The sequence below is a fragment of the Shewanella sp. DNRA4 genome, assembly GCF_012843185.1.
Lineage (GTDB): Bacteria > Pseudomonadota > Gammaproteobacteria > Enterobacterales > Shewanellaceae > Shewanella > Shewanella xiamenensis.
This window is the reverse complement of record NZ_JABAIP010000005.1, coordinates 139,742-160,962: the sequence shown is the minus strand read 5'-3', so window position 1 is coordinate 160,962 and position 21,221 is coordinate 139,742. Positions and strand designations below refer to the sequence as shown.

At 45.2% G+C, this 21,221-nt stretch carries 20 protein-coding genes; 7 read left to right on the top strand and 13 right to left on the bottom strand.

What is annotated here, in order from left to right:
• Positions 1-7: 7 nt before the first annotated feature.
• The 6 genes from HG547_RS07115 to HG547_RS07090 form a co-directional block, all read right to left on the bottom strand.
• Entirely contained in the window at positions 8-1,444 is a 1,437-nt protein-coding gene (locus HG547_RS07115) for a sigma-54 dependent transcriptional regulator (protein WP_169547430.1), read from the bottom strand.
• A gap of 97 nt (positions 1,445-1,541) precedes the next feature.
• Positions 1,542-2,741, bottom strand: a complete 1,200-nt coding sequence (locus HG547_RS07110; protein ID WP_037421576.1) for an FtsX-like permease family protein — start codon at positions 2,739-2,741, stop codon at positions 1,542-1,544.
• Between the two features lie 11 nt (positions 2,742-2,752).
• Entirely contained in the window at positions 2,753-4,057 is a 1,305-nt protein-coding gene (locus tag HG547_RS07105) for an ABC transporter permease (RefSeq protein ID WP_037428404.1), read from the bottom strand.
• An 8-nt stretch (positions 4,058-4,065) separates the two neighbouring features.
• Positions 4,066-4,806, bottom strand: coding sequence for an ABC transporter ATP-binding protein (locus HG547_RS07100; protein ID WP_011621658.1), 741 nt, complete (start codon positions 4,804-4,806; stop codon positions 4,066-4,068).
• 108 nt (positions 4,807-4,914) lie between these two features.
• Positions 4,915-5,190 (bottom strand): hypothetical protein, encoded by a 276-nt coding sequence (locus HG547_RS07095; RefSeq protein ID WP_169547429.1) that lies wholly within the window; start codon positions 5,188-5,190, stop codon positions 4,915-4,917.
• Positions 5,191-5,283: 93 nt separating this feature from the next.
• Positions 5,284-6,546: an HlyD family efflux transporter periplasmic adaptor subunit gene (locus HG547_RS07090; RefSeq protein ID WP_055647007.1), complete on the bottom strand. Its 1,263-nt coding sequence runs from the start codon at positions 6,544-6,546 to the stop codon at positions 5,284-5,286.
• 389 nt (positions 6,547-6,935) lie between these two features.
• On the opposite strand from HG547_RS07090, the gene pyrC reads away from it, so the two are divergent.
• The 5 genes from pyrC to HG547_RS07065 all read left to right on the top strand — a co-directional run bounded on the left by pyrC (position 6,936) and on the right by HG547_RS07065 (position 11,076).
• Positions 6,936-7,967 carry a dihydroorotase gene (gene pyrC / locus HG547_RS07085; protein ID WP_099456899.1) on the top strand — a complete coding sequence of 344 codons (1,032 nt, stop codon included), beginning with the start codon at positions 6,936-6,938 and terminating at the stop codon, positions 7,965-7,967.
• A gap of 129 nt (positions 7,968-8,096) precedes the next feature.
• Positions 8,097-9,143, top strand: a complete 1,047-nt coding sequence (locus HG547_RS07080; protein ID WP_169547428.1) for a hypothetical protein — start codon at positions 8,097-8,099, stop codon at positions 9,141-9,143.
• 131 nt (positions 9,144-9,274) lie between these two features.
• Complete coding sequence (locus HG547_RS07075) at positions 9,275-9,637, top strand: nuclear transport factor 2 family protein (RefSeq protein ID WP_169547427.1); 363 nt, start codon at positions 9,275-9,277, stop codon at positions 9,635-9,637.
• Positions 9,638-9,832: 195 nt separating this feature from the next.
• Positions 9,833-10,279, top strand: coding sequence for a hypothetical protein (locus tag HG547_RS07070; protein ID WP_069453393.1), 447 nt, complete (start codon positions 9,833-9,835; stop codon positions 10,277-10,279).
• Between the two features lie 503 nt (positions 10,280-10,782).
• The gene (locus HG547_RS07065; RefSeq protein ID WP_037428416.1) at positions 10,783-11,076 is read left to right on the top strand and encodes a DUF3144 domain-containing protein; all 294 of its coding nucleotides are present in this window, start codon (positions 10,783-10,785) and stop codon (positions 11,074-11,076) included.
• A 216-nt stretch (positions 11,077-11,292) separates the two neighbouring features.
• Here HG547_RS07065 and HG547_RS07060 read toward each other — a convergent pair whose 3' ends face one another.
• The 5 genes from HG547_RS07060 to HG547_RS07040 all read right to left on the bottom strand — a co-directional run bounded on the left by HG547_RS07060 (position 11,293) and on the right by HG547_RS07040 (position 16,714).
• On the bottom strand, positions 11,293-11,631 hold the full coding sequence (locus HG547_RS07060) for a hypothetical protein (protein ID WP_047540620.1): 339 nt from the start codon (positions 11,629-11,631) through the stop codon (positions 11,293-11,295).
• Positions 11,632-11,824: 193 nt separating this feature from the next.
• The gene (locus tag HG547_RS07055; protein ID WP_224020997.1) at positions 11,825-12,961 is read right to left on the bottom strand and encodes a glucosaminidase domain-containing protein; all 1,137 of its coding nucleotides are present in this window, start codon (positions 12,959-12,961) and stop codon (positions 11,825-11,827) included.
• A 428-nt stretch (positions 12,962-13,389) separates the two neighbouring features.
• Positions 13,390-14,472: an HD domain-containing phosphohydrolase gene (locus HG547_RS07050; RefSeq protein WP_169547426.1), complete on the bottom strand. Its 1,083-nt coding sequence runs from the start codon at positions 14,470-14,472 to the stop codon at positions 13,390-13,392.
• A 77-nt stretch (positions 14,473-14,549) separates the two neighbouring features.
• Positions 14,550-16,085 (bottom strand): PAS domain-containing methyl-accepting chemotaxis protein, encoded by a 1,536-nt coding sequence (locus HG547_RS07045; RefSeq protein WP_211164575.1) that lies wholly within the window; start codon positions 16,083-16,085, stop codon positions 14,550-14,552.
• Positions 16,086-16,495: 410 nt separating this feature from the next.
• On the bottom strand, positions 16,496-16,714 hold the full coding sequence (locus tag HG547_RS07040) for a hypothetical protein (protein WP_037421608.1): 219 nt from the start codon (positions 16,712-16,714) through the stop codon (positions 16,496-16,498).
• A gap of 834 nt (positions 16,715-17,548) precedes the next feature.
• Here HG547_RS07040 and HG547_RS07035 point away from each other — a divergent pair.
• Both HG547_RS07035 and HG547_RS07030 read left to right on the top strand, forming a co-directional pair.
• Positions 17,549-18,334 (top strand): 5'-methylthioadenosine/S-adenosylhomocysteine nucleosidase, encoded by a 786-nt coding sequence (locus HG547_RS07035; protein WP_169547424.1) that lies wholly within the window; start codon positions 17,549-17,551, stop codon positions 18,332-18,334.
• 114 nt (positions 18,335-18,448) lie between these two features.
• Positions 18,449-19,717: a NupC/NupG family nucleoside CNT transporter gene (locus HG547_RS07030; protein WP_169547423.1), complete on the top strand. Its 1,269-nt coding sequence runs from the start codon at positions 18,449-18,451 to the stop codon at positions 19,715-19,717.
• Between the two features lie 187 nt (positions 19,718-19,904).
• On the opposite strand, the gene HG547_RS07025 is transcribed toward HG547_RS07030, so the two are convergent.
• Both HG547_RS07025 and HG547_RS07020 read right to left on the bottom strand, forming a co-directional pair.
• A complete protein-coding gene (locus HG547_RS07025; RefSeq protein WP_099456903.1) occupies positions 19,905-20,288 on the bottom strand; it encodes an MAPEG family protein in 384 nt (127 codons plus the stop codon).
• Between the two features lie 98 nt (positions 20,289-20,386).
• Positions 20,387-21,211: a cobalamin-binding protein gene (locus tag HG547_RS07020; protein ID WP_169547422.1), complete on the bottom strand. Its 825-nt coding sequence runs from the start codon at positions 21,209-21,211 to the stop codon at positions 20,387-20,389.
• Positions 21,212-21,221 lie beyond the last annotated feature (10 nt).

Genomic DNA, 21,221 nt, shown 5'->3' with positions numbered 1-21,221 from the left:
GCTATGACTATTTTTCTAGACCAAACTTATCCATGCGGCGATACAGGGCTTGCCTACTTAGGCCAAGGGATTTAGCTACTCGCGCAATCACGCCCTTGTGCTGTCTTAAGGCCATTTCAATCTGCTCACGGCTAACATCCATAGTGTCGCTGGAATCCAGTTGAGCGGACACGTCTTGATTGGCAACTTTTATCTGTGATTCAATCGGGGCAACTTCGGTTATGGTTCGCCCAAACGTCATCGTATTTATCGTGTGAGTGTTGTTAACATTGACTGGCGGTAAACCAAAATCAGCTTCGGTTAACACTCGACTTTGCGCCAATAGCGCCGCACGTTTACATGCATTTTCTAGCTCGCGCACATTCCCCGGCCAACGATGCTGTAATAGCGCCTGTTGGGCGGGTTTACTCAAACTAAAACCCTCACCGACAAAATGTTTCACTAAGGGCAAAATATCGTCAATACGCTGATTCAGTGGCGGTAAGGCCAATTCAATCACATTTAAGCGGTAGAATAAGTCCTCACGGAAACGCCCCTCGGCAATATCTTGGGCAAGATCGGCATTGGTCGCACTGATCACCCTCACCTTCACCTTTAGGGTTTTATGGCTGCCTAAACGTTCAAACTCCCCGGTTTGTAATACCCGCAATAATTTCACTTGGCCAGAGAGCGGTAAATTGCCAATTTCATCTAAAAATAAGGTGCCACCATCGGCCGCTTCAAAACGACCAATGCGCGCCTTGTTAGCCCCCGTAAACGCCCCCGCCTCGGCACCAAAGAGTTCGGCTTCGAGCAACTCCATTGGCAAAGCCCCCACATTCACCTTAATAAAGGGTTTGTTTTTTAAGGGAGAATTGGCATGGATAATATCGGCAAGCTTATCTTTACCGGCACCGTTAGGGCCTGTGATCAATACAGATACATCGGAGCGTGCCAGTTGTAAGGCTAAGTCAATACAACGCTGCATCGCACCACTACCAAAAACAATCCCGCACAGATCCGCATCGGCAATCGCGACTTGGCGTTGTGAATTAACTCGCTCGAGCTGATGATTTGTACGTGCAAGCTTATAGAGAGCAATTAAATTCGTAATGCTGTTTAGTAATTTAGCATCATCCCACGGTTTGCCCATGTAATCAGCGGCGCCGGCTTTAACCAACTCAACAGCGGTTTCGAGCTGCGTCCAAGCCGTCATTAAAATGATCGGCAAATCCGGCTGCCTATCACGCAATGCATAAAACAACTGCCGCCCTTCTTCCCCAGAGGTGGTATCGCGGGTGAAGTTCATATCTTGGATAACAAGATCAATATCATGGGTCGCGATCAGACCAAGGGCATCATCTGGTGTATGGCAAGTTAACACCTGATAACCATTGATCTCCAGCATTAAGCCTAAGGCCTGGCAGATGGCGTGGTTATCGTCGACAATCAGAATTGTGTCCATGTGGCAAAGTATGTCCCGAGTAAAACTATTAACCTTAAAGTAACAAAAAGTGCAATAACATCCTACTGTTATCGCACTTTATGCCGCTCAGCTTATGTTACACAGTACGCGTCGCTGTCGCCGGAGATATCTTGGCAGCTTTGCGTGCAGGTAAGTACACCGCAAGGGTGGTCACCACAAATAATCCAACAACGGTGAATAATGGATAGGAAAGCGCCAGCATAGGTAAGCTATACAGGCTCATCAATTGCTGGCCTAACTGAATCGCTAACAGCACACCCAAAGTGCCACCTAACAGACATAGCAGATAGTTTTCCACTAGGAAGTAGCTGATAATATCGCGCTTTTTAGCACCTAACGCACGGCGAGTGCCAATCTGCTTAGTGCGACGCTGGATATTGAACATCACCATCCCTGTCACCCCAAGTGAGGTAATCAACAACAGCAATACCACCATCATGGTCAGTACGGTTGCCATTAATTCATGGTCACGATATGCCTCGATACGGCGCTCGCTCATGGTTGTAAAGCCTTCGACTACCCGGCTAGGATATTCTTTATGCAGGGCTTCGGGGATGACCTCTTTTAAGCGCTCAATATCAGCTGGCTTAGCTCTTACTAAATAACGTTTATAGTCAGCGGGATAATTCACCGACAACACAGAACTAAACTCAAGGTTACTATTATCAACCCATGCCGTTTGTAAGCGCTCCAGCACTCCAATCACCACAAAGTGCTGTGTGCCCATATATACGCTCTTGCCAAGCGCTGATTCATTCGGCCACACCTTATCGACAAAGGCTTTAGTGACTATCATCTTGCCCCCATCTTCCAGCAACTCTGTGGTGATTTCCTGGGGATAGAAGTTACGTCCCTCGACTAACTTCAGCCCTAAGGAGTCGATAAAATGCTCATCACTCATATACATGCCGGTATTGGGCGTAGATTTAGCGCGCTCCTCAGGCCCTAGGGTAAAGTTACTCGACCAACCGCCGCCGCTCAGGGGAGCCATAGAGGTAGGTGCAACATCGATAACGCCAGGGATCGCACGAATGATCTCTAAATCTCGTTTATCCTGCGCTACTAAATCTGTTGATTTATCAAAATGATAAATGCTGAAATCAAAGACTTCACTTTCAACAATCCCCGACTCACGCGCCATTAAATTTAATCGTTCGGCGATAATAAAACTGGCATTAGCGACGATAGCCACAGACAAAATAATCTGTAATAACAGTAGTAAGGGGCCGCTTTTACTGCGTAATAAACTGCTGAGAATAGGTTTGATATGTAACATATTGCCCCCGATTATTGGCTCTTAAGATAAACACTTGGGTTAGTGGTACACACACGCCACGCAGGATAAATACCCGCCACAATCGCTGCAAAAATGGCAATAACAGGCGCAATGAGCCACATGCTGGCATCGAGATGAGTAATCGAAGCCTCAAGTTGAAACTTCTTTGTGAGCAACGCAAGTGAGCCCCAAGCCCAAGCCAAGCCGAGTAAGCCACCGAATAGTCCCATCAAAGACACTTCCACCATATGTTGGGCAAAGATCTGCCCTTGGCTGGCGCCGATGGCGCGGCGCACGCCAATTTCGGGAGCTCGGCGTAAAAACTTAGACAGCAACAGACCTAACATATTGACTAAGCAAACAATGAGGAAGAGTGCACTGAGGCCCACCAGCACCTTGTTATCCTCTGGCACCACTTTATTAATGGCTAGCCATTGGTCAATATCGGACAATTGCACATCGGCCTTAGGTGAGCTAAAGCGACCTAATTTCTTTTGTTGTTCAATATATTGGCGAACCCACTGACGGTACTCAGCGACTTGTTCAGGCGTATCGAGTTGCACCCAAAATTGTGTCCAATGCTTTTCGGAGGTTAAACGCTGCGCGTAGTTGTTGATGCTCTCATAGTTCCAGCCATTGGTATTTCCCCAACTGCCATATTCCTCAATCGGCGCTAAGCTGTAGGGCACAAACAAGGTATCCACATTGCCAAAGGCGCCGTTGTTAAGGTCATAATAGTTTGGACTCGGCGCCCAAGGCTTAAGCACGCCAACCACCTGATAAGGCTTAGCATTGAAATAAATTGTCTTGCCGACACTATTTTGGCCCGCAAACAGCGTCTTATTCAGCTCATCGGTCAGTACCACTTCGTAGCGAGCATCTTTATCGACGCTGTCATCCCATGCCTGACCGTATTGAAACTCAAGTCCAAACAGTGGGAAAAAGTCGTTATTGGTCACCCTAACCCGAGATTGCAGTACAGGTAAAAAAGCCGGATCTTCGGTTTGCACCGCGCCGCCAGTGCGAAACATGGGGGTTTGCAGGCTCGGAATATCACTCTTAAGTAAGTTCATCCCGTCTTGATAGGTGATCTGTTGATCGAAGCGATCCCAGGCATCTGGACCTTGGCTCCACAGTTGCACCGCAAACAACTGGCTGGACTTCTCACCCGCAGGGTTAGTGGACATCATTTTGTAAATGTTAAGAGTGGTAATCGTGATGCCTATGCCGATGGAAATCGCCATGATCATCAATGCCGACAACATGGGCGTTTTTTTAATGCTACGCCAAGCTAAATCTAAGTAATAGAAGAACATAACCGCTCCTAGCCTTGGGCGTTAGCAACCAGTTTATCGACACTGCCGTGGCTTGCACTGCGGGCCGCATTGGGTTGATACATGGTAAAGTCGCAGACTTGTCCATCGACAATTTGAATATTGCGCTGGGCACGGCGAGCCAGTTCAGGATCGTGGGTCACCATGATGATGGTGGTGCCAGATTGGTTAATATTCTCTAATAATTCCATCACTTGGCGGGCCATTAAGCTGTCGAGGTTACCCGTAGGTTCGTCGGCGAGCAGAAAACGGGGTTCCCCCGCTAAAGCACGGGCAATCGCTACCCTTTGCTGTTGACCGCCGGATAATTGAGTCGGCAAATGCTTCATCCGCGCACCTAAGCCCACTTGCTCTAATGCTTGCTCCACACGGCGTTTACGCTCCTTGGCACTAAAACCACGGTAGCGCAGCGGTACTTCAATGTTTTCCGCGAGGTTAAGATCGGGGATCAAGTTAAAGCCTTGGAAGATAAAGCCAATCTTCTCATTGCGTACGGCAGCACTCTTGTTATCACTGAGGTTGGAGACATTAATCCCATCTAAAAAATAATCCCCATGGGTGAAGCCTTCGAGCAAGCCAGCAATATTTAAGAAGGTGGTTTTGCCTGAACCCGAAGGGCCTGTGACCGCCACAAACTCGCCCTCGTTTACCTCAAGGTTGAAATCCCGCAGGGCGTGGGTTTCTACTAAGTCCGTTTTAAAAACTTTACTGATATTTTTCATTGATAACATTTTAATTTCCTTAATTAATTTTTATCTTTGCGCGTAAACGGCTTATAAAACGCGCGGGACTTCAATGTAACTTGAGCATGTAGAAAACAAAGCAGATTAAGCCACTTATCAGCCCAGAAAAGCACTCATAATGAACTCACTCAACTTACCGAACAGCCCATTTAGGCAAGAGAATATCAAGCTCACACTTTCCATCGAGACATCACCAATCTGGCGCATTTCGTCTAAGGGATTGGTCCATTCCAAAATATTTAAGCCAAGAAAAAACCAACTATTAGCCTCTCCAATCCCCAGCTCTACCGCCACAACTAACAGGGCCAAAGCGAATACGCCAAACAGCTTGGAGGACATCAACACACTGATATCAACATTTTTATGACTCATTATTGGCTCCTATTTACTTATCGCCGAAGTATTTTTAACCATGGCTATTTCCAATCCATCAACTTGATTAATAACTATTTTTACCACACAACATCAATGCATCTTAACCTGTTCCGCATGGTTGAAGGGCTCAACACTCGAGATCACCCATTCGTCACCCGCGTTACCGCCTTCAATCACTTCCACCTGGCTCATACTGGTGCTACCAAGTTTAATCTGGCGGCGGGTAGCGATATCGCCTTCGACTTGATAAGCCTCCTCCCCGCCACCGCTGGTCATAAAGGCACCACGTTTGACCATCAACACATTTTCCCGATGTTCGAGTAGCACTCGGGCAGAAATGCGTTGGTTTTGGCGCAGCTTAAGGCTTTCGCTCTGGGCAAATTGCACTCTTGCGGTCACTTCACGGTTACGCACTTCGGGAGAAATCGAGGATAACTTGCCCATGAGTTTGACTTCGCCAAAGCTCAGCTCAACCTCCATGCCAAGTCCAAGTTCATCAGCGTAAGACTCAGGCACCGCAAGCTCGGCCTCATAGGCACTTAAATCGACCACAGTTAGAATCGGTTGATTGGCACTCAAACGCGTTTTTTGCTCTGTCAGCCAGTTGCCAATAATGCCGCCAACCGGCGCTTTAATATTTAAGGCTTCAACTTGGCGCTCTAATTCACCTACCGCTAACTGCTGGCGTTCAACTTCAAGCGCTTTATTCTTTACTTCAAAGGTCAAGGTATCCTTAGTTAATGCAGCGTCTTGCAACGCATGCTCAAATTTAAGCTTGGCTTTATGCAGATCATCTTTGCCCTTTTCATAGTCAATCTGCCCAATCAGCTGACTTTGAATAAGCTGCTCACCACGGCGACGTTCACGCTCGGCCGCCTCGAGATCGACCTTGGCCATATCTAAGGTTTGGTTGACTTGTAATTGGTTGCGTCTAGCGTCCAGCTTGGCACGCTCAAGAGCGCCCTCCAAACCCGCTAATAAGGATTTCGCCTGTTCTAATTGATTGGTCAGTCTTGGACTATCTAGCTTGGCTACCACATCGCCTTTATTAACCGTATCGCCAGGATTGCTCAGTAGCGTCACTGTCCCTTCTTCAGTGCTGTAGAGGATCGGCGCATTGGCCGCGACGATTTTACCTGTAGTCGCGATATCCCGAGTCAGCGTACCTACATATAAAGTCGCAGTGGTTAACTCACTACGGCTAATGGATTTGCTCACATTATCGCTACTGAAACTGGCCCACACTAAGGCGCTCACTAATAAGGTGCAGCCGCCAATAATCAAGGGCACCTTAAGACGTTTAGCGTTTGATGGCGCAAGGAGAGTATCTTGGCCGCTGGTATCTTTAATCATGGCGTTTCTCGCTTCCCTGTCGGAGGGCTGGATATGCCCATCGCTACGGACACTATTAAAAATCGATATCCAGTAATAGCAATGCCTATGCCAATCCCATTAAAGCATCTATTTTCAATAACTTAAATAACATTTGAGATAAAAGTGTCCGCGGACACCACAGTTGAGAACTAAAAGTGTCCGCCTAAATTTCACAAAAGTGTCCGCTCGATATGAGAAAAGGCTGCTTGTAGGTGTACGGTACTCAGCAAAGAACAAGCTGGCAGTCGCTCAACATGCGCTAACACTTTTATTCGCCAAATGACGGAGTTTCCCTTTACAGCTAAAACCTTGCCACATAAGATCCTGCCACCCTCGCAGCAGACATATCCAATAAGATGAATCGCCCTATGAAAACACTCACTATTACGCGTCCTGACGACTGGCATATTCACCTAAGAGATGGCGCCCAATTAACAGATACGGTTCGCGATATCAGCCGCTATATGGGCCGCGCTATCGTCATGCCTAACCTAGTTCCTCCCGCCATCGATACCGAAACCGCCCTGGCTTATTACGATCGTATCAAGGCACAGGTGCCAGTCGGCTCGCAATTTGAACCCTTAATGGTGTTGTATCTCACCGACAAAACCAGCCCAGAGGAAATCCGTAAAGCTAAAGCCTCAGGCAAAATCGTTGCAGCTAAGCTCTATCCCGCAGGCGCGACCACCAACTCGGATTCTGGCGTCACCGATTTGAAGAACATCTACCCCGCCCTCGAAGCGATGCAAGAAGTGGGCATGTTGTTCCTAGTGCATGGTGAAGTGACTGATTCATCGATTGATATTTTCGACCGTGAGCGCGTGTTTATTGAGAATATCCTCAGCAAGATCGTGGCCGATTTCCCGAAGCTTAAAATCGTTCTCGAGCATATCACCACTAAGGATGCAGTCGATTTTGTGACTCAAGCCTCTGACAACGTGGCCGCCACAATCACCGCGCACCATTTACTTTATAACCGCAACCATATGTTGGCTGGCGGTATTCGTCCGCACTTCTATTGCCTGCCGATTTTAAAGCGCAATACCCACCAGCAAGCGCTGTTAGGCGCCGCAGCCAGTGGCAATAAGAAGTTCTTCCTCGGTACCGACTCGGCGCCACACGCAAAAGACCGCAAAGAGGCCGCCTGTGGCTGCGCGGGTTCTTATACTGCCCATGCCGCCATTGAGCTGTACGCCGAAGCCTTTGAATCAGTCAATGCACTGGATAAATTAGAAGCCTTTGCCAGCTTCAATGGCCCAGATTTTTACAATCTGCCTCGCAACAGCGATACCATCACCCTGGTGAAAAAATCTTGGGATGTGCCCGTCAGTTACCCACTTGGCGACAACAATGTCGTGCCAATTCGCGCTGGCGAACAAATCGATTGGCAGGTTGAATAACAGGCCTTTTGATGCGATAAACGGTGAGCCTACCGTTTATCGAGCTCGAAACCGTTAAGAGTCGCCTTAGGGCGACTTTTTTATAACCAACACGTAAACCATAACCTATTATCTTTTAAGAGAAAAAGTATGCATACACGGAAGTTACTAACGCTATTGTCCTCAAGCCTATTACTTACCACTACACTGCCACTCAGCACGTTTGCCGCCGATGAACTCACAGGCGTTTGGCTGGGACAACTGGGTAAAAGCAAGATCAGAGTCTGCTTTAACCAATATGGCACCGGCAGTTATTACTATCAAAAATACCTCACCCCAATTCGACTCGAGCTGCAAGACGGCATCTGGAAAGAAGAAAACAACACCGGAAACTGGCAGTTTGATACCGCAACACCACAAACACTGAATGGCCAGTGGTTTAAAGACAGCGCCAGCAAGTCACTGCCAATACAACTTGAGCGGCAAATCAGCCCAGATAACAATGATGATTGCAGCGCCGATGCCTACAATCTGCCGCTTGAAACCAAACCTTCACTGAGCCGCGGAAAATGGCAAGCTTTTCATACCATTGAATACCGTCCGCTGACCTTTGGCACTGATGTTAGTATCGAATTTAACGGCCCACAAAAAGGCATTTCGGCAATTAATCACTGGCTTGAGAGAAAGCTCACCGATGATGCACAGCTGGCACAAACCTTTGAGACTCGCCGCAGAATGTTGGCTCAAATGGGCAGCTTTGTGGCTGACGAAACCTTTGCAGAACCCATTTTCCTTAATCAGCATTGGCTTAGTGTGCGCTTGTATCGCTGGGCAGCGGGTTATGGTGCCAATGGGATCAGCCAAGAGTTTGTCAGCTTCTCGCTTGCAGATGGAAAACCTTTCCATCCATGGCAATGGTTTATCGAAAATGAACAGCCTCAAGCGATGCCGGAGAGTATGAGTTTTCCGCTACCACAAGCGCTAAAGCAAAAGCTGTTTGCCGATATCCCGCCAAACGCAGAATGCCCCACCTCCGACGGCTCTGGCTATTATCAACTGACTCTTGAGGCAACTGGAATGAAGTTTTGGGAAATGCCCCGTGGTGACGGCTGCGAGCAGGAGTTTACCTTAACCCCTCAAGAAGCCATGCCCTTTGCCACTCAATGGGGTAAAACACAACTTAAACTATTGGAATAAATTACGTATTACAAAACTACGGTATTGGGAAAGTAGGCTTTAATGGTGATAAATATGATGACACCAAACGCGCTTTCCCATCCAACACAGCAACGCATTTCAAACTTACCCGTTTCAGTAAGGGATCATCCTTGAGCAATTTAACCGTAAACAGCGTGACACCCGAAGCCTTAGTGCAAGCCCAGTTAGTTGCCTATAACCAACACGACCTTGCAAGCTTTGTGGCACTCTTTAGCGACAACGTTTGTATTTACCGTCCACCCGCCACAGAGCCCGTTATTCGGGGTAAAGCCGCATTTCGCGATTTCTATCAAAATGAACGCTTTAACTTGCCGCATTTACATGCCGAAGTCCTCAATCGTATGGTCGTTGGCAATAAGGTCGTGGATCACGAACGGATCGGCGGCATACACGACGAACCTTTTGAAGTGATGGTGGTATTTGAGGTAATCGATGGACTAATCCAAAATATGTGGAGTTTTGCGACTAACTGATGGGTTATTGGGCTTTACTTGATGCAAGATTGAACCGCTATATTCACTCCGCATCTTCCGAGTAAGGCATTGCCTGAACAGCATCGTATCTCAATACGTCAACATGCACGAGTAGAAAATGGCTAAAGACCCACTACACTTAACCATCTAAATTCGCCATAAACAAGGCACACTTCAATAGCAACGAGGGAACACATGAACGCTAAAATCATCTTCACAGCCAGTATTGCACTATTGCTATCCGCAAATAGCCACGCCATTAACGATGAGTATCGCAAGTTACTTGAGCGTTCAGGCTGTACCCAAGTGTCTGAAATGCAAGGGTGCGATATCCACAAAACCAAAGAAGAAAATGCCAAAGCAATGGCTTCCCCCAAAGCCGCTGCTGACGCCATCATTCCCAATGCCCAACAATGGATAGCAACAGCCAGCTCAGGAGCAACGGTTGCAAATATTCAAATCGATGATAAACATCAGGTTTGGGTTAACGGTAAACACGTAAAATCCAGTCAAAGTGGTGGAGCCATCAAATTCAAAGACGGTATGGTGGAATTCACCATTTATCCCGATGCCAGCTCGAATAAAGAGAGTATGTGGATTGATAACGATGCAGGATCAAAAGGCCCGATTACGGCCAAGTAACACTCAGCAACACCCCAGTAACAACCTACACTTGCCATCCCGCAAAAATAGGGGCTTACGCTTACAGCAGATAAAGTTCGCCAGCATACGCGATGAGCCCTTTAATACCATGGTCGTTTTGAAAGTATCGATTGGGCTCATTCAAGCGAGACTGCCTTTACAGCCAACAGAAGACATTTCATATCCCTGAACCTCAAAACGCCCTTTACAGCATGAATCAATCACGGGCTTCTAACATTGGTCTATGATGCTTACACAGGCCCGTTAACCCTATTAGGATTAACTTTACTAGAATGGTTAACCTACCAATGTTTATCAGAAAAGTGTTACACCTATCCCAGATTTACTTTCGACAACTCATTTTAACGTGAAATCAACGGATTCTGTGAGATGGATGACTGTCCCTTGGCCGCAAAATGCCTTAGGGTTAGTAGCAATTGCCAAAAGGGTAAAGCCAAGCGCCCTTTTTCTTTAACCATTTTGCCTAACAACAGGAATTGCTGATGTCTGATAACCAAAATGCCTTTTACGCCCGCGCCACTGAGTTGATTAAGCTCGCTAACCAGCAAAACCAAAACACTGAAATCCAAACCGGTGAAGTCAGTGCTTCATTTATGTGGGCCCTCGCCCGCTACAACGCTTGGTTTGGCTCCACCAGCTTTGAAAACAAAGAGCAAATGCAGGCCAAAAAACAAGAAATGATGGACTACTACATGGAGCGTTATAAAGAAATGCTCGACGCCAATCTCGAGGACTATATCGAAAACTTCGACCACTACCGCGCAACGCAAAAGTAATCGTTTACGCAACGCCCGATAGCCTAAGGTTATCAGGGCGTCTGATTTTTAGCTTAAGTGGTGATGACTCTCATTCCTCAACACTTAGCTAATCGTTATCCAATATTGATTAATTATCGTCACGACAAGCCAGTATTTGCGACCGAATGTCTGCCTTAAGCACTAATCATCTTGCTGTCAGTTGAATACTGACAGAAATATTAACATAGGCTCTTTTTAGCTACTCATGTTGGTTTTAATCCATAAATAAGCAACATAAATAACCACCGAAGTATATCCAGCCGATATCACTAGATTACATTTCCAAAGAGTTAACCAAAAAGATCCTCTGAAATAAGTACGCTTTCTGACCTCATGATTAAACAATGCAATTGAAGAAAATATCAACATCAGTGCGGAGCATCCCAGCATAGGTAACAACAGAAACATGATACCCAAACCTGCCGCTCCTAAAGATGCGTTAGATGTTTCATTACCAATGGGGGCGAGCATCATAAAGCCCAAAGCTATCCCTGCTATTGTAAGTATCAATCCCAAAAGTTGGAGTGTTCTCATCATCGTCCTTAAGATTAAATCCGCACATACTAGGACTATGTATGCAAAGAGCGCCAACAACATCCTATCTACGCTCTCTTTGACAATCCCTAATTTATATCGTCGTCTCTACGATTGTTAAATCTACAAAATGGCGCTTGTAACAGTGTGCAAGCGGAGCAACTAAACCCAATCTCATTTTAAACATGAATTATTAGTGGGTTCTTGTGAGCAAATGCAACGGCATATCATTATCTAAATAGGCCTCATCTGCCAGATAGAGCTTATTAGTACGGATCATCTTCTGGATCATCTCAACATAGGCGTAGCCGCGCTCTGAATATCGATCCAAGGTACCAGCAAGTGCAACACCCGTAATTGTTTGATTGGCTTGCCTTGATTCGGCACGAAGCTGACGCATTTTGTGGTAAGCACTATGGGTATTTAAATTCAATAAGTATCCTTCAACGGAGGCTAAGGGAGTCTCAAATCGCGCCAGCCCATACTGCCCCATCCCCTGGCGCTTTTGCTTTGGCTCCATACCATTACCATTAAAATCCCACTGACCAAACAATGCATTCCCCTCAAGTGTAAAGCGCGATGTCCCCCAACCACTTTCCTTTGCCGCCTGGGCCAATACTAGAGATGGAGGCAAAATATCTACCCGTTCAAGCAGGGCTTGCCTGTGGGACGGTGATAACGACGGTATTGGATTACTGATAACTTTGTACTTAATCGCTAAAGCGACCAAACCAGTGTCGTTGAGGGGCGCAGAGATTACCTGTAGCCGTTCTTGTAACACTTTTTCATTCGCTAATAATACTAAGGGGGTCATCAATCTAAAAAACACCATCTTCTTTTGCTTCACAGGCAATTGCTCTGATACCGACCGCCATCCTTTACCTACGGCATCAAAGGTTAATCTCGGAACCGATTTATTCCCCCCATGGAAATTTTCAGCAGTGTAATTAAGGGATTCAAAAAATAGCATCAAATCATCAATGGAGTGAATACTTACAGTGACAGGTTGAAGTTCTGCCTGCTGCACAGACCGTTGCTCACGCTCTGGTTGAAATATAATGCCGCCAATACGATGTTCACCTTGAGTATCTTGATTATTCACTTGGGTATAGGAAGGCTGAATTAAGGCTGATAATCCCATAATAGGTGGTTTTGTTGACTGACAATTTGCAAGCGGATAGCAAGTCTTTTCAGTTGTAAACGCCGTAGACAAGAGCTGATTAAACACTAATTTGTTGTCGGTCATTTCTGCTGCGGCGAATAGAGGTGAAGGCATAGACATTAGGAATAGCATAAACATTGCTAAGGGCAGTTTACAGTTTATCAACATGGAATCTCTCTGGAGAAAAACAATCGCAGTCCAACTAGCCAAAACACAGGGCGGGAAAGATAACAATAAAATCCTGACAATTTGCTTAATAGCTATGTTTGTAATACTGACTTGACTACGGAAATATCGCATGTGTCGAGCAGTTGAGGCGGCTTTTGATAAAATGACCCGCGGGCATGCCATGTTCGCTCAGTAAATTCCATCGTAAAAATGGGAACATGTAGAGATGCAAACGCTATAGACCATCGGTTTCACTACATAAGTCATCTTAGCGATCAGAAGACTGGTTGAAATGGTTAAGAACCAAGACTAAAGAAAACCAAAGATTTGAGCTTGCACATATAAAAATACTTTGCACAACTTATTATTTTTAATAAATCGAAGATAGTATGGTTACATTGAAAATGTACAAATAAATAACAACCTTCTTATAGATCAACATATTGATTATGAATTGTAAGAAATTCAGGCTTATTATTGAGCACAGCCATGACACACTTAGGATCAAACTGTTGACCCGCATTATCCTCAAGATAAGCAAATGCATCCTCAAATGACCATGCCTCTTTATATGGTCGTTTGCTTGTTAAAGCATCCAGAACATCAGCAACAGTGACTATTCTTGCTTCTAACGGAATATCCTCTCCTTTTAATCCCTCAGGGTATCCCTTACCATCGAAACGTTCATGATGGTAGTTGATAATATTTTTTAACATCTCCGTATGGTGTATCCCATTGAGACTAAACTCATTAATCATCAAATTAATCATCTCTCGACCTTTAATGGTATGAGTTTTCATCACCTCAAATTCTTCACTGGTTAATTTCCCTGGCTTCAATAGTATTGCATCTGGCACGGCGATTTTACCTATATCATGTAACTCAGAAAATAGATAAATAAACTCAACTTCCTCATCACTTAATCCTAACTCTTTTGCGACTGTCTTAGCGATGATGCGCGAATATGAAGACATTCGATGTAAATGATTTGCCGTTTCTTCATCACGATAACGACCAAAGGCTCTGGCAGTAATAAGTGCCCCATTAAATGTCTGAATAGAAAGAAATTCAACTGCAATGATACCTGCTAGGATTTGTGCATATGCGGAAAGTTCAGCACGTATTGCATCATCAAAATAACTACTCTCTTTAGAGTTACAAAATAAAAAACCAACAAAACGATCATTAAAATACAATGGTTCGGTATAACTAGATTCGTAGCCCGCCTCAAGCACTTTTCGACTATGTTCAGAACTATATATAAGTTGAGCACATAAATTATCTAATACCCTAGCTTGGCGGCTTTCCACTATATGTTGGAGAGAAGGTGTTTCGCTCAATTTTGCCTCATATAAACTCAACGGTGGCTTACCATCTGTACTATGCACAAAGGTTTTAATTTTATCTGTATGTTGATCATATATAGCAATTGCGATTCTAGTTAATTTGTCAAAATTTTTACGGAGTCGTGCATGAACATAATGCACACGTTCATTTATTGTCCTGTCCATGATTCACTCCGCAATTAAATCTCAATAATTACAATACAAACATATTCGTTAGCGATAAAAACAACTGTTTTTTATCGCTAACCAAATGTTTGACTTAAATTTTTAAGTTGATTTGCTCTATTCAATAAATTTTTACTCGTCGCACTGACACCTTCAACTTTCATACTATTGTCATGGGATATTGATGAAATAAGATTAATATTTCTATTAATATCCTCAATCACGGCTTGTTGCTCAGTTGCAGCTGAAGATATTTGGCTGGAAAAAGCAGATACTTTATCTATTTCAACCGTAATATGATTTAAATATTCCGCTCCAATTCGAGTGCTAGAAAGGCAAGTATTCGTTCTACCGACATTCAAATGCATCAACTCTTTCCATTCATTCAGTGTACGCTGAATATGCCCTATGCTCGTTTGAATTTGCTCTGTCGCTTTATGAGTACGAGTAGATAGATTACGAACTTCATCGGCAACAACTGCAAATCCTCGCCCCTGCTCACCGGCGCGAGCCGCTTCGATTGCAGCATTGAGTGCTAACAAATTCGTTTGATTAGCAATCCCTTGTATTTCAGACATGATAGTGTCTATTCGTTCTGACTCACTGGACAACGCTACCGCAGAATCAAAAGCTTGTTCAGCTTGGGTTGCTAATGAGGCAACTTCAGTTTCAACATTTTTAAGTTGCTGACTGGTCACCTGACAATGACGACGGGCTTCTTCAATCTGTAGATTACTCGCTTGGATATTACGATTAATTTCTTCTGCTGCGGATGCCATTTCAGTCACCGCAGTAGCAACTTGTTGGATCTGTAGATCTTGGGAGGTGATATCATTGCTCGTGGTAGACATAGACGTACTAATCTGATCCGCAATAGATTTTAATGAATGGGTTGCGTCATCAACTCTTCCTAAAACAGTCCGAATTCGCGCCTGCCCAAGTTTGATATGAAAATCTGCAATACTGTGGGGGGCGTCACCAGAAAAAATCAGCCGGCTAATGCTATCGTAGTCATTCTCTAATCGCTGCAAGTATCTAGGCGTTAAAAATAATTGCTGTCGATTTAAGGCAATGATAGCGAGTAAGGGCAAGATCACTAAGAGTGATTGAGGTAAGGTTAGCCACCAAACACTACAGACAATGGCTATGGATAATAAAAGAAAACTGACTAGGTGATTTGATAGTAACTTATTGCCCCAAAATTTATTTTTCTTGTTTTCAAGCGCTCTTAACTCCTTATACATCACGCTAGCACGCGCTTTATGTTCAGGCGTAGGGCAACAACGGACTGATTGATAACCAGAGATCCGGCCCCCATCATAGATGGGGGTAACATAGGCATCGACCCAATAATAACTACCATCTTTACAACGGTTTTTAACCATGCCACGCCAAGGCTTGCCTTGCTTTAAATGTTTCCATAAATCGGCAAAGGCAGCTTTCGGCATATCTGGATGTCTAACTAAATTATGATGCTGACCAATCATTTCATCGAGTTGGTATCCAGCCACTTGGCAAAAGCCGGGGTTAGCGTAGGTAATTACGCCATTAAGATCGGTTGTGGAAACGAGCTGTAGATCTTCAGAAAATTTGACTTCACTATCTTTAGTCACTACATCCTTGTGTACCATGATCACAATCCCTGATTTACGGTTGGATTAGTGTAAAAGTATAGTAAGGTTTTCCTTAATTGCACTTTTATGAAACAGCACTACTAGGGCGTGCGAGGTTTCAGGGTTATTTTGCAGCATTTGACTGACACTTATACAAAGCAAAGTCCGTGCGATGTCATGACTCAATCTAAACAGGCGATAACATAGCAGACACGCCAACACGTCCTAAATCCCCAAAGCCCGCAGCATATAGAATGCATTCAAAGCAAAAAAATTTCTGATCTGTCGTTTAGGTAAGCACCTAAAATCAAAGAGGGGCAAACAATCCTATTTGCCCCTCTGATGCAGTGACACTGTGGCGAATCAGTTGCTTACTTATGCGCAGCAAGAACAAACTTGATACATCGCCATTATTGAGTACATGTTTTTGTCGTTTGGCAATCAACCTGCTGCTTCAGTTGCTGTGCATATTGCTCCGCTGCTGCTTTTGCCTTTCGGGCTTCCACTTTTTGCTGCACATCCTCAGCTAATGCCTTATCAAAAGTCTCCATGCCAAAATAGTCGGCAACATCCAAATAAATAAACCAAGCGCCAGCGGCAACGAGGCCATAGGTCAGTAGACGTAACATGGTATTTAAACCTCAATAATTGTATCGACATCTGCAATATAGCTGAGGTTTTATCTAAAGAAAACTGTCAATTTAATGACCAGCAAATGTCAAATAAACACCATTAATCAATGAGATACAAAAAGATAAAAACCTTAAATTACAGAGTTTTAGCAGTTTAAGATTAAAGTTTGCGTTAAACTGTCAAAATTAACGATTTACCATGGAAAAAGATCGATTATTTGACATGTTTTTATAAAGTGACAATAAACCATAATCTCCTTAACTAACGTCAGGAAATCGACGATAAAATCATCAATTCATATTTTTGACATAACACGCTAACGCCAAAGAGATCCTCTCTCGGCTTCATTGCGGTAATAGCCTTTGCGCCAATAACCAAAGCTAAATAACCTGAGCTCCCCCCTTGCTTATTGGCACTTTTTAAAAACAGGAAAAGTAGCTTTGCGCGGCATTTATAGCTTAATGATTGAGCAATTGTCCTCGATTTACTGTGGCGAATAACACCATCAATTGCTACTCAAAGGCTTAAAAAGCCTCTGCACCAAAATGATCTACTGATTAAAGCTTACTCACTCGCGTAATTAACTAACCTAATATTCTAAAAACAGTTTTTTGAATTATTTAGTTTGTTAATTTATCGTTTTTTAGCCTTAAGACGCGCGCTACTGAATCTTCTTAAAAAACAACTGCAACGGCCTTTAACATCAAAATATGCTTATATTTCAATCGGCTCATCATCTTGAACATAACAATTTACTCACAGTCCCCTTGTTTGTTCCACAAAGTGAGGATTGCTAACATTCCCGCACCGCCCCTTTTTAAAACATCAATATGCAAAATCTCCTACAAGTATCAGCCAGCAATACAATTTCCCCTATTTTGGTTCAAGGAGCGATGGACATTGAAGTTGAGACCTTAATTGCCGCTCTTGGCAAGGTCACAATCAACACGTTTGGATCATGGACGTTCTGGGAGGGTGAACTGAGTGGCCACCCTGTCGTGGTCTCCCGCACTGAAATAGGCTTAGCAAATGCAGCGGCTGCGACCACACTGGCCATTGCCCACTATCGACCCAAGCTAATCATCAATCAGGGCACCGCTGGCGGCCATGACCCTAAGTTGTATCGCGGTGATATCGTCATCGGTGAAACCAGTTTTAATATGGGTTCGTATCTCACCAAGTTAACGCCAAAGGGTCAGGGGATTCATCCTACCCAATGGCAAAACTTCGATATGACCATGTACCTGCGTGAACACGGCGAAGTGGTCAAGCATAACCACTTTAAAGCTGATCCAGCCTTAGTGGAGGTGGCATTATCCCAAGCACATCAATACACCAAGGGAAAAGTTGTGAAGGGAATAATAGGTACTGGTGATGAATGGAATCGCGAGCTCGACCGTATCAATTGGCTACACCACACCTTCGGCACCGCAGTCGAAGAAATGGAAACGTCCGCGGCGGCGTTAGTGGCAGAGGCTTATAAACTCCCCTTTGTCAGCATTCGCATATTGTCAAATACCGATCAACACAATCAGGACTTTGACCCGCAGACCGCAGTGGATTGCCAGCAATTTGTGCTGAACATCATCCAGCAACTGATAGGCACCACTAAATGAGTGACTCGGGCGGGATAAAAGCGATCTAGCTTCCCCCCATCCACAGTGAGCTTGGCCTGCACTTTGCACTGCCAAGCCTGCGATTGTTTCGCTATTCCAATGTAGATTAAATCCATGCAAATCTTAGTTAGTCTCTTAGGCATCATCACCTTACTTGCTGTTGCATACCTGGCCTCGGAAAACCGTCGAGCCATTAACTACCGCACTGTCGGCCTCGCCTTTTTACTGCAATTGGCCCTAGGGGCATTTGTGATGTACTCCGCACTGGGGCAATCGATGATCTTCTCGATGGCTGCAGCCATCTCCAACGTCATCAGCTACAGCAATGACGGCATGTCTTTTATGTTTGGCGGCCTTGTTAGTGATAAAATGTATGAGCTATTTGGCGCAGGCGGTTTTGTCATAGCTTTTAAGGTATTGCCAATTATTGTGTTTTTCTCAGCATTGTCGGCGGTGCTTTATTATCTGGGGATAATGCAACTGGTGGTCAAAGCCGTTGGCGGGGCGCTGCAAAAACTGCTCAACACCAGTAAGGCAGAATCCATGTCAGCCAGTGCCAACATCTTTTTAGGGGTAACTGAAGCGCCACTACTCATTAAACCCTATATGCCGCGTATGACTCGCTCAGAGTTATTTGCAGTAATGTGCGGCGGTTTAGCCTCCATCGCGGGCACTATGCTCGCGGGCTACGCCCAATTAGGTATAAAGATGGAGTACCTGCTCGCGGCCTCGTTTATGGCGGCCCCCGGCGGCCTTCTGTTTGCAAAGCTTTTGATCCCACAAACAGAAACAATCAACGATGCGCATCTACAGCTCACAGAGGAAAATCAACCTCGCAATCTGCTTGATGCCGCCACCACAGGCACCATGAGCGGACTTTCACTCGCCCTCGCGGTAGGCGCAATGTTGTTTTCATTTATCAGTTTAGTTGCCTTATTTAATGGGATGCTCGGTGGTATTGGCGCTTGGTTTGGCCTCGAAGGTCTCACACTACAACAAATCCTTGGCTACCTATTTGCACCACTGGCTTGGTTAATGGGCGTCTCTTGGGATGAAGCCATGCTGGCGGGCTCTTTTATTGGCCAAAAGATTGTGATCAATGAATTTTTTGCCTACATCAACTTAGCGCCTTACCTGTCAGGCGATACCTTAGTCGCAACCACTGGGCTGCCAATGTCTGAGCGCACCCAAGTGATTTTATCTTTTGCGCTGTGTGGTTTTGCCAATATTGGTACTGTGGCTATCGCAATTGCTGGGATTGGCGGCTTAGTGCCAGAGCGCCGCTCCGAAATCCCCTCCCTCGGGCTAAAGGCCTTGGCTGCGGGGATTTTATCTAATCTTATGGCGGCGACTATCGCAGGATTATTTATGAGCTTAAGCTAACGCGGCCATCAATGCGGCGGCCCTAGCTGCCGCATTGATATCAAACTGCCTCGAGACCAAGGCTAGGCAGATAGTGGGGAATCTAGCACTTATCAACAAACGCTTGTCAACCAATTACCTTTGAGATGTTGATGCTGAGCTGTTAATGCTCAGCAGTGTCCAGTACTTATTTGTAAAATGGCGAGCATTAAAAAGCTTGAAAGAAAATCCCAAAGGCACTGAAAATCGCCACAAACCAAGAGAGGGAGCGTAAGGTGCCTTTATTTAATAGATATAAAATCTGATACGCAAAGCGCGCCACAATATGCACAATAGCTAACCATTCGGCCATGGGTGTCACCTTGCCAGTTGCGATGACAGTCAGCACCGCCAAACCAAATATCAGCAGGGATTCAAAGGCATTTTGATGCCCCGCTAATGCCCTCGCACCAAATCCGGTTAACTGCGCCTGCTGGCTGCGAGGATGATGGTTATCATAGCCCCCCGCTTTGGCCATCGCCCAGGCCACAGGACCTTTGGCTAAATACGGCAATAACATGGCGATAAACAAACAAGTCAGTAATGTATTCATAGGGCTTCCTTAGCCAATCTCACATAATGGAATAAATATATATTAAACAGTACATTGCTGTGCTCACCACGTTAAATTTAACAGCAAGAGGCGAGCGATTAACGTGCTTTATCCAAGGCATCACAGACCGCCTTCACACCGAGTAATGCCCTAGGTGTTGCGCGGTGCAATAGATCAGCATTTAATTGATAAATATGCTGGTTTTTAACCGCGGGGATTTCGGTCCACTTGCTCCAATCTATCCCTTTGACATTGCCTTCCTCTTCGCTCTGTAAAATCACCTCGGGCAAGGTCAGTAACACATTCTCTAAACTCACCTGCGGGTAATCACTCGCCGCATCATAAAAAACGTTTTTGCCATGACACACACCGATAATCTGCTGGATCCAACTGTTTTTGGCGACTGTCATTAAGGGCGTGGACCATAGCTGATAAAACACTTTTGGCTCGGATTTAGCGGCGTTTTCATTGCGAAGCCGAAGCAGCTCGCGGCGATAATAACCTGCCACTTGATTTGCCTGCTCCACATGCCCCGTTAATTGGCCTAACTCTTCAATTTCTTTGGCAACATCTTCAAGCGTTTGTGGGGAACTGCTGTACAGTTTAAACCCTAAGCTTTTGAGTTGATTAATATCTTCAGCCTTATTACCCGTATCCCACACGACAACCAGATCGGGATTAAGCTCTAATACGCGCTCAATCTGAATGCCATAATAGCCACCAATACTAGGGATTTTTTTCGCCGCTTCGGGGTAATCCGCATAATCTGTCGCGGCCACAATCGCCTCCCCCGCGCCAATGGCATAGAGCATTTCAACCGCGTGGGGCGAAAGCGCAATAATACGTTTTGCTGGCTCGGCCATCGCCACTGCGGGTAACAGCGCCAAGCTCAGGCCGAGGGCAATAAAGTGTCGGATTAACATTAAATTCCTT

What these genes read in the sequence shown, in the direction of transcription:
- pyrC (WP_099456899.1), top strand. Translation starts at nt 6,936, where the DNA reads ATGAAAACACTCACTATTACGCGTCCTGACGACTGGCATATTCACCTA.
- HG547_RS07090 (WP_055647007.1), bottom strand. Translation starts at nt 6,546, where the DNA reads ATGATTAAAGATACCAGCGGCCAAGATACTCTCCTTGCGCCATCAAAC.
- HG547_RS07115 (WP_169547430.1), bottom strand. Translation starts at nt 1,444, where the DNA reads ATGGACACAATTCTGATTGTCGACGATAACCACGCCATCTGCCAGGCC.
- HG547_RS07020 (WP_169547422.1), bottom strand. Translation starts at nt 21,211, where the DNA reads ATGTTAATCCGACACTTTATTGCCCTCGGCCTGAGCTTGGCGCTGTTA.
- HG547_RS07025 (WP_099456903.1), bottom strand. Translation starts at nt 20,288, where the DNA reads ATGAATACATTACTGACTTGTTTGTTTATCGCCATGTTATTGCCGTAT.
- HG547_RS07110 (WP_037421576.1), bottom strand. Translation starts at nt 2,741, where the DNA reads ATGTTACATATCAAACCTATTCTCAGCAGTTTATTACGCAGTAAAAGC.
- HG547_RS07105 (WP_037428404.1), bottom strand. Translation starts at nt 4,057, where the DNA reads ATGTTCTTCTATTACTTAGATTTAGCTTGGCGTAGCATTAAAAAAACG.
- HG547_RS07060 (WP_047540620.1), bottom strand. Translation starts at nt 11,631, where the DNA reads ATGAGAACACTCCAACTTTTGGGATTGATACTTACAATAGCAGGGATA.
- HG547_RS07040 (WP_037421608.1), bottom strand. Translation starts at nt 16,714, where the DNA reads ATGTTACGTCTACTGACCTATGGCCTCGTTGCCGCTGGCGCTTGGTTT.
- HG547_RS07050 (WP_169547426.1), bottom strand. Translation starts at nt 14,472, where the DNA reads ATGGACAGGACAATAAATGAACGTGTGCATTATGTTCATGCACGACTC.
- HG547_RS07055 (WP_224020997.1), bottom strand. Translation starts at nt 12,961, where the DNA reads ATGTTGATAAACTGTAAACTGCCCTTAGCAATGTTTATGCTATTCCTA.
- HG547_RS07035 (WP_169547424.1), top strand. Translation starts at nt 17,549, where the DNA reads ATGCAAAATCTCCTACAAGTATCAGCCAGCAATACAATTTCCCCTATT.
- HG547_RS07030 (WP_169547423.1), top strand. Translation starts at nt 18,449, where the DNA reads ATGCAAATCTTAGTTAGTCTCTTAGGCATCATCACCTTACTTGCTGTT.
- HG547_RS07080 (WP_169547428.1), top strand. Translation starts at nt 8,097, where the DNA reads ATGCATACACGGAAGTTACTAACGCTATTGTCCTCAAGCCTATTACTT.
- HG547_RS07070 (WP_069453393.1), top strand. Translation starts at nt 9,833, where the DNA reads ATGAACGCTAAAATCATCTTCACAGCCAGTATTGCACTATTGCTATCC.
- HG547_RS07065 (WP_037428416.1), top strand. Translation starts at nt 10,783, where the DNA reads ATGTCTGATAACCAAAATGCCTTTTACGCCCGCGCCACTGAGTTGATT.
- HG547_RS07095 (WP_169547429.1), bottom strand. Translation starts at nt 5,190, where the DNA reads ATGAGTCATAAAAATGTTGATATCAGTGTGTTGATGTCCTCCAAGCTG.
- HG547_RS07100 (WP_011621658.1), bottom strand. Translation starts at nt 4,806, where the DNA reads ATGTTATCAATGAAAAATATCAGTAAAGTTTTTAAAACGGACTTAGTA.